This is a genomic window from Pseudomonas sp. MWU12-2029, assembly GCF_023242425.1.
GTDB lineage: Bacteria > Pseudomonadota > Gammaproteobacteria > Pseudomonadales > Pseudomonadaceae > Aquipseudomonas > Aquipseudomonas kribbensis.
Genome location: NZ_JALJDY010000003.1, coordinates 420,547 through 427,374, shown reverse-complemented (window position 1 = coordinate 427,374; position 6,828 = coordinate 420,547). Strand labels below are relative to the sequence as shown.

Sequence of the window (6,828 nt, the reverse complement as noted above, 5' to 3'; positions counted from 1 at the left end):
GGGGGTAACCTGCTGTAAATTCGGGAAAAAAGGAGCGCGCAGCGGCGAATCCGTGCGGCCACGCGCAGCCCGGAAAAGCTAAAACATCGGGGCTTGGGTGTCTGACATGGGAAGCGGGGACAAGCCCTGTGACCGGCCAGTCATGGCGTCGATCCGCGGGAACCGCGAATCGACGCCGATGTCGGCTCAGAGCCGGCGCTTGCGGTTGAGCGTCGGTATGGTGGTTTGCGGGACTTCAACCTGTCTGGCCTGCGCCGAAATCTGGGCCGCCAGCGCGGCCAGAGTCGGTTGGCTGAACAGCGTGCGGGCATCGACGTGCAGCCCGGCCTGACGCATGCGCGCCACCAGACTGACCGCCAGCAACGAATGCCCGCCGAGTTCGAAGAAGTGATCGTTGCGCCCGACCTGCTCCAGTTGCAGCACCTCGGCCCAGATCTGCGCCAGCCTGATTTCGACCTCTCCTTCGGGCGCCTCGTAGCGACGACTGAGCACCGCCTCCGCCCCCGGTGCCGGCAAGGCCTTGCGATCGACCTTGTCGTTGGGGGTCAGGGGCAACGCATCGAGCTTCACGTAGGCGCCCGGCGCCATGTACTCCGGCAAACGCTCCAGCACGTGGGCGCGCAAGCTTTCGATACGTGGCGCGTCGAAGCCTTCGCGGACGGTGAAATACGCCACCAGTCGCTCGTCGCGCACCAGCACCACGGCTTCACGCACGGCCGGATGCTCGATCAGCCGCGCCTCGATTTCCCCGGGCTCCAGACGCAGGCCGCGCAGCTTGACCTGGAAGTCGTTGCGCCCGAGGAACTCGAGGTTGCCATCCGCCCGGTAGCGCACCAGATCGCCGGTGCGATACAGGCGATCACCGGCCACGAACGGGCTGTCGATGAAGCGCTCGGCCTGCATGTCCGGCAGTCCCAGATAACCCCGCGCGACTCCGACCCCGCCGATGTGCAAGTGACCGCTGACACCGAATGGCACCGGTTGGTCGTGGGCGTCCAGCACATAGAGCCGGGTGTTGCTCAACGCCTTGCCGATGGGCACCACCGCTTCCGGCACCGGTTGATCCGGCTCCAGCGTCCAGCCGGTGCTGTCGACCGTGGTTTCGGTCGGGCCGTAAACGTTATGCAGACGCACCCATGGCAGGCGCTCGCGGACGCGCCGGGCCAGTGCGGCCGTCAGTTCACCGCCACCGTTGAGCACGTCGGTCAGGCTGGTGCACTGGCTGACATCGTCCTGCTCGATGAACTGTTGCAGCAGCGCCGGCACAAACTTGACCACGGTGATCTGCCGTTCGCGAATCACCTGGGTCACATAGGCCGAATCGCGGTTGCCGTCGGGCCGTGCCAGCACCAGCCGCAGGCCGGAACACAGCGGCCAGAAGATCTCCCACACCGAACTGTCGAAGCTGAACGGCGCCTTCTGCAACAGCGCACCGTGCCCGGTCGGCGGGCTGATCTGCGAACCCCAGTGCACCATGTTGCAGGCGCTGCGATGCTCGATCATCACGCCCTTCGGCGTGCCGGTGGAACCGGAGGTGTAGATCATGTAGGCCAGGTTTGCAGCGCTCAAACCCGGTACGTGCAGGTTGTCGGCGGAAGCGTGCTGCCAGGTGCAACGGTCGAAATCGATGACCGGCACACCCGGATCGGCCAGCAGATTGCGGGTGGCCTCGTGTACCAGCACCGCCACCGGGGCGCTGTCCTGCAACATGTAGTGCAGGCGTTCCAGCGGATAGTCGGGGTCCAGCGGCACATACGCGCCGCCGGCCTTGAGAATGCCGAGCAGGCCGACGATCAGATCCGGGCTGCGCTCGACACAGATCGCCACCCGGGAATCCGGTTGCACACCTTGCTCGCGTAGATGATGCGCCAAGCGGTTGGCCTGCTCATTCAACTGGCGATACGTCAGCTGTTTATCCCCGGCCTGCAAGGCGATGGCGTCGGGTCGGCGTTGCGCTTGCTGTTCGAACAAGGTCTGCAGCGGTTGATCCATCGGGCAATCGACTTCGCTGGCATTGAACTCGACCAGCAGTTGTTCAAGCTCCGCCGCCGGCAGGATCGACAAGCGATTCAGCGGCTGCTGCGGTGTCTGCTCCAGCGCATCGACCAGCGCCTGCAACGCGGTTTGCACGTAGTCGCCGATGCGCCGGGAGCCGATGCTGATCAGGGTTCGTGTGGTGATCTGCAAGGCGCTGCCCAGGTCATCGACGCTCAAGGTCAGCGGGTAGTTGGTGCGTTCTTCGTTGTCCAGGGTCTGGATGCCTTGCCAGGCCGGATCCGCCGTCGATTCCTGCACTTCAAGATCGGTGTGCCGATAGTTGAGCAACGCACTGAACAGCGGTGCCGGCGATGCAACGCCGCTGCAACGCTGGGCCAGCGCCAGTGACGCATGCTCATGCCCGAGCAGGTCGGTCAGTCGGGCGTGGGTCAGCAGCACCGCATCACGCGCGCCCCGGTCCATGTCCACCCGCAATGGCAGGGTGTTGATGAACACCCCGAGCGCCCGGTCCGCGCCCTCGCCGCCCTGCATGCGCCCCATGAAAACGCTGCCGAACACCACATGTTCCTGCCCCGAGGTCGCTGCCAGTACCTGCGCCCAGGCCAGGTGAATCAGGCTGGCCACGCTGACGCCTGCCTGCCGCGCTTGCAGGCGCAGGCGGCGGTCCAATTCAGGCGCAAGGGTTCGCACGGCTTCGTCGATGCCGCGACCGTCGCCCTGCACGTCCTGCAAACCGAACGGCAGGGTCGGCTCGTCGATGTCGGCGAGCATTTCGCGGAAGAACGCTTCATGTTCCTGCTCGCTGACACCGAGCCGGGTCTGGGCCACGTAATTGCGATACGGCACGGCTGGCGGCAACGGCTCGCCCTGCCCCAACAAGTTGGCGCGCATTTCATGACGCAAGACTTCCAGCGCGATGTGATCCAGCGCCAGGTGATGGAACAACAGAATGGCCACGATCCGCCCGTGGGCCGGATCGCGGGCATACATCAGCCGGATCAGCGGCGCCTGACTGACGTCGATGCGATAACGCCGGGCATCGAAGCGCTCGTGCAGCTGCGCGAGGACATCGCCCTCGGCCGGATCGAGCAAGATTTCCTGCACCGGCAATTCAGCCTGGCGCCAGACCACCTGCACCGGCGTGGTCAAGCCTTCCCAGACCACCGCAGTGCGCAGGATATCGTGCCGCGCCATGACCTGACGCAACGCGGCCGCATAGGCCTCGACCCGCTCGACGCTGTCGAACGCCAACTGCGATTGCAGCAGGTACGGATCGCCTTGGGCGGCGGTGATGTGGTGATAAAGGATGCCTTCCTGTAACGGCGCCAGCGGGTAAATGTCCTGCACGTTGGCTGCGCCACCCGGCACAGTGGCGATGATCCGGTCGAGGGTGGTTTGATCCAGCTCGACCAACGGCAATAGGTCCGGGGTGATCTGCGTGCAACCCGGCGGAATGCGGTTGGCCGGCACTTCGACCTCACGGCCAGTGCCCACCGACGCGGCCAGCGCCGCCAGGGTCGGCTGGCCGAACAGCACGCGCACGTCGCTGCTCATGCCAAGCTGGCGCATGCGCTCGATCAGATTGACCGCCAGCAACGAATGCCCGCCCAGCTCGAAGAAGTGATCGTGACGCCCGACCTTTTCGACTTGCAGCACCTCGGCCCAGATCTGCGCCAGGAGGATTTCGACGTCACCATTCGGCGCTTCGTACTCGCGGCGGATCAACGCTTCCGGCCCCGGAGCCGGCAACGCCTGGCGATCCAGTTTGCCGTTGGCTGTCAGCGGCAACGCCGTCAAGCGCACGTAGGCCGATGGAAGCATCGCGCTGGGCAGACGGGTTTGCAGATGGGCATGCAGCTGCGTGATGTCCAGTGGCTGGCGTTCGGTGAACCAGGCCAGCAACTGCCCGTCGCGCACCTGCACCACCGCATCGCGCACCGATTCATGACTGCTCAACGCGGCTTCGATTTCGCCGGGTTCGATGCGTACGCCACGGATTTTCACCTGATCGTCGTTGCGGCCCAGATACTCGATGGTGCCGTCCGGGCGCCAGCGTGCGAGGTCGCCGGTGCGGTACATCCGCGCGTTGGGCTGGCCGCTGAACGGATCGTCGAGAAAGCGTTCGGCGGTCAGTTCCGGCCGGTTGAAGTACCCCCGCGCCACCCCGGCGCCACCGACGTAGAGCTCACCGGCCACGCCAATCGGCACCGGTCGCTGTCGGTCATCCAGCAGATAGGTCGTGGCGTTGCTCACGGGTTTGCCGATGTGGAGTGTCCGACCCGGTTCGATTCGACCCGAGGTGGCGACCACCGTCGCTTCGGTCGGACCGTAGTTGTTGATCACCTCGAACGTTTGCTCGCGATTGAACTGACGCAGGCGATCGCCGCCGATCAGCAGTGTGTGCAGGGTCGGGTGTTCGAGGTGGCGGCTGAAGGCGTATTCGGCAATTGGGGTCGGCAGGAAACTCACGTCCAGCGGTTGCGCACGCCACCAGTCGAGCAGCGCGTCGATATCTTCGCCGCCGTCACGGGACGGCGCCAGGTGCAGGGTCGCGCCGGCACACAGTGCGGGCCAGACTTCCCAGGCCATGGCGTCGAAACCGAAGCCGGCGAGGCTTGAGGTGTGGCGACCGCCGCCCAGATCGAAAGTCGTGCAATGCCAGTCGACCAGATTCGACAGGGTCCGATGTTCGACCATCACGCCTTTGGGCTGGCCGGTGGAACCGGAGGTGTAGATCACGTAGGCCAGATGCGCGGTGGTCAGGCCCGAGACATCGGGGTTGAGATCGTTGACCGGCCAGGTGCGCGGGTCGATGTCGATCACCGGTACATTCAGCGCCGGCAGACGTTCACGCAGATTGCCCTGGGTCAGGACCACGACCGGCGCACTGTCGCTCAATAAATAGCTCAGCCGTTCCGCAGGATGGGCCGGATCAACCGGCACATAACCGGCGCCGGACTTGAGGATCGCCAACATCGCGACCAAGGTGTCCAGCCCTCGGCGGGCGACCAGCGCCACGCGGTCATCGGGCCGCACACCGAGCCCAATCAAATGATGGGCCAGGGCGTTGGCCTTTCGGTTCAGCTCGGCATAGGTCAGCCGTTGTCCCTGGGATTCTGCAGCCACCGCATCCGGCCGCATCGCCGCTTGCGCTTCGATACGCTGATGAATGGTCTGCCCGTCGGGGTAATCAGCGCGGGTGTCATTCCACTCTTGCAGCAAGATCGACTCGGCTGGCAGGTTCAGACTGAAATCGCCCACCGCCAGCGAAGTGTCTTCAAGCCCTTGCTCCAGCACCCACAGCAATCGGCCGCACAGCGCCGCGATTTCATCCGCGTCAAAGTAGGCCTCGTTGTACACCAGGTACAAACTGTCCTCTTCGTCGCCACGGCTGCTCAACAGGTGCACGGACAGCGGCGTGCCCTCTTCGTGGTTGGACACTTTGACCACCCGCCCCCGGGCTTCTCCGTACCGGTATTCATGGGCGTCCCGCTCGTAGGAGACGGTCACTTCGAACAGCTGTGAACGATCCTCGCGCAGCAGACCCAGCGCACGGTTCATCTCACTCAGGGGAAAACGCTGATGGCGGAAATCCTGTTTCAGCTCATCGCGAACAGCCTTGACCAGCGCACCGAACGCCAGCTCGCGCCCGAACCCCATGCGCACGGCGCTGACCTGGGTGAACAGCCCCAGGGTCGACTTGAAACGGGCCCCGGAACGATTGAGCAACGGCAAGCCCACCACCCATTCATCACGCTGGCCAATGCGGCTGAAGTACACATGCATCGCCGCCAGCAGGAAGTGCAGCGCCGAAGCCCCGTACTCTGCGGCCACTTGCTTCATACGGTCGTGAAGGCTTGCCGGAAAGACCTGCGAGAAAATCCGCGTCGGTGCCGTCGCGCCGGCAAAGCGTTCCTGATAGCGCGGCAACAACAGCGGCTCGGGAAGATGCCGGTATTTGTCCAGCCAGTACGCACGGTCACGCGCATAGCGGGCGGAATCGTAATACCGTGCGTCGTCCTGGATGAAGTCGACATAGGACGGCGCCGAATCCGGCGGCCGTTGCCCGAGCGCCAGGGCGTTGTAGATCTCGTCGAGGGACTTGAGCATTTCGCCAAAGCCCCAGCCATCGACAATCAGGTGATGGGCCTGGAGCGAAAACCAATGGCAGCGATCATCGAGACGGATCAGGCAGAAACGGAACAACGGCCCGCCGTCCAGCGTGAACGGCTGCTCGATGCGCTCCTGAGTCAACCGGCGCGCCGCAGCCTCCGGCTCGGGATGGGCACTGAAGTCATGGAACGGCATCGGCACCGGCATCGATGGCGCAAAACGCTGCAACGGCAGACCGTGCTCACCGGCACCCAGCAGCAGACTGGTGCGCAGGGCGTCATGCCGGGCCACGAGGCCTTCAAGGGACGCGTGCATCAATTCAGGATCAAGGGCGCCGGTCATCTCGACATAACCACCGATGTTGTACACCGGCGAATCCCCCTGACGCAGTTGATCGAGCCAGATGTCACGCTGGGCAGCGGTCAGCGGGAAGGCTTCGGAAATCGCGGACAGACCGTCCGCCGCATCGGCAGCAAATTGGTTCATAAGATCCGTCTCATGTGATTTGGCGCGTATTCAAGCATCGGCCTCGAAACCCGCATGACACGTGAAACCCGGACAACTCCCCCCTCTTTACCCCGCCCCGAGGGGCGCCAGCCCCGGACAAGTCAGTTATTCCCCCGAAAGTTCGGAAAGAAATGGCTGAAAATCCTGTAGGACAATCGCCACACGCTATTACCGACCAGCGCCTCGTAAATGTTGGACTCGGCGGTCCGA

1 protein-coding gene is annotated in these 6,828 nt (G+C 64.3%); it reads right to left on the bottom strand.

All coding sequences use genetic code 11. The features are described from left to right. Positions 1 to 186: 186 nt before the first annotated feature. A complete protein-coding gene (locus tag M5B44_RS09750) occupies positions 187 to 6,597 on the bottom strand; it encodes a non-ribosomal peptide synthetase (protein WP_248738998.1) in 6,411 nt (2,136 codons plus the stop codon). Positions 6,598 to 6,828 lie beyond the last annotated feature (231 nt).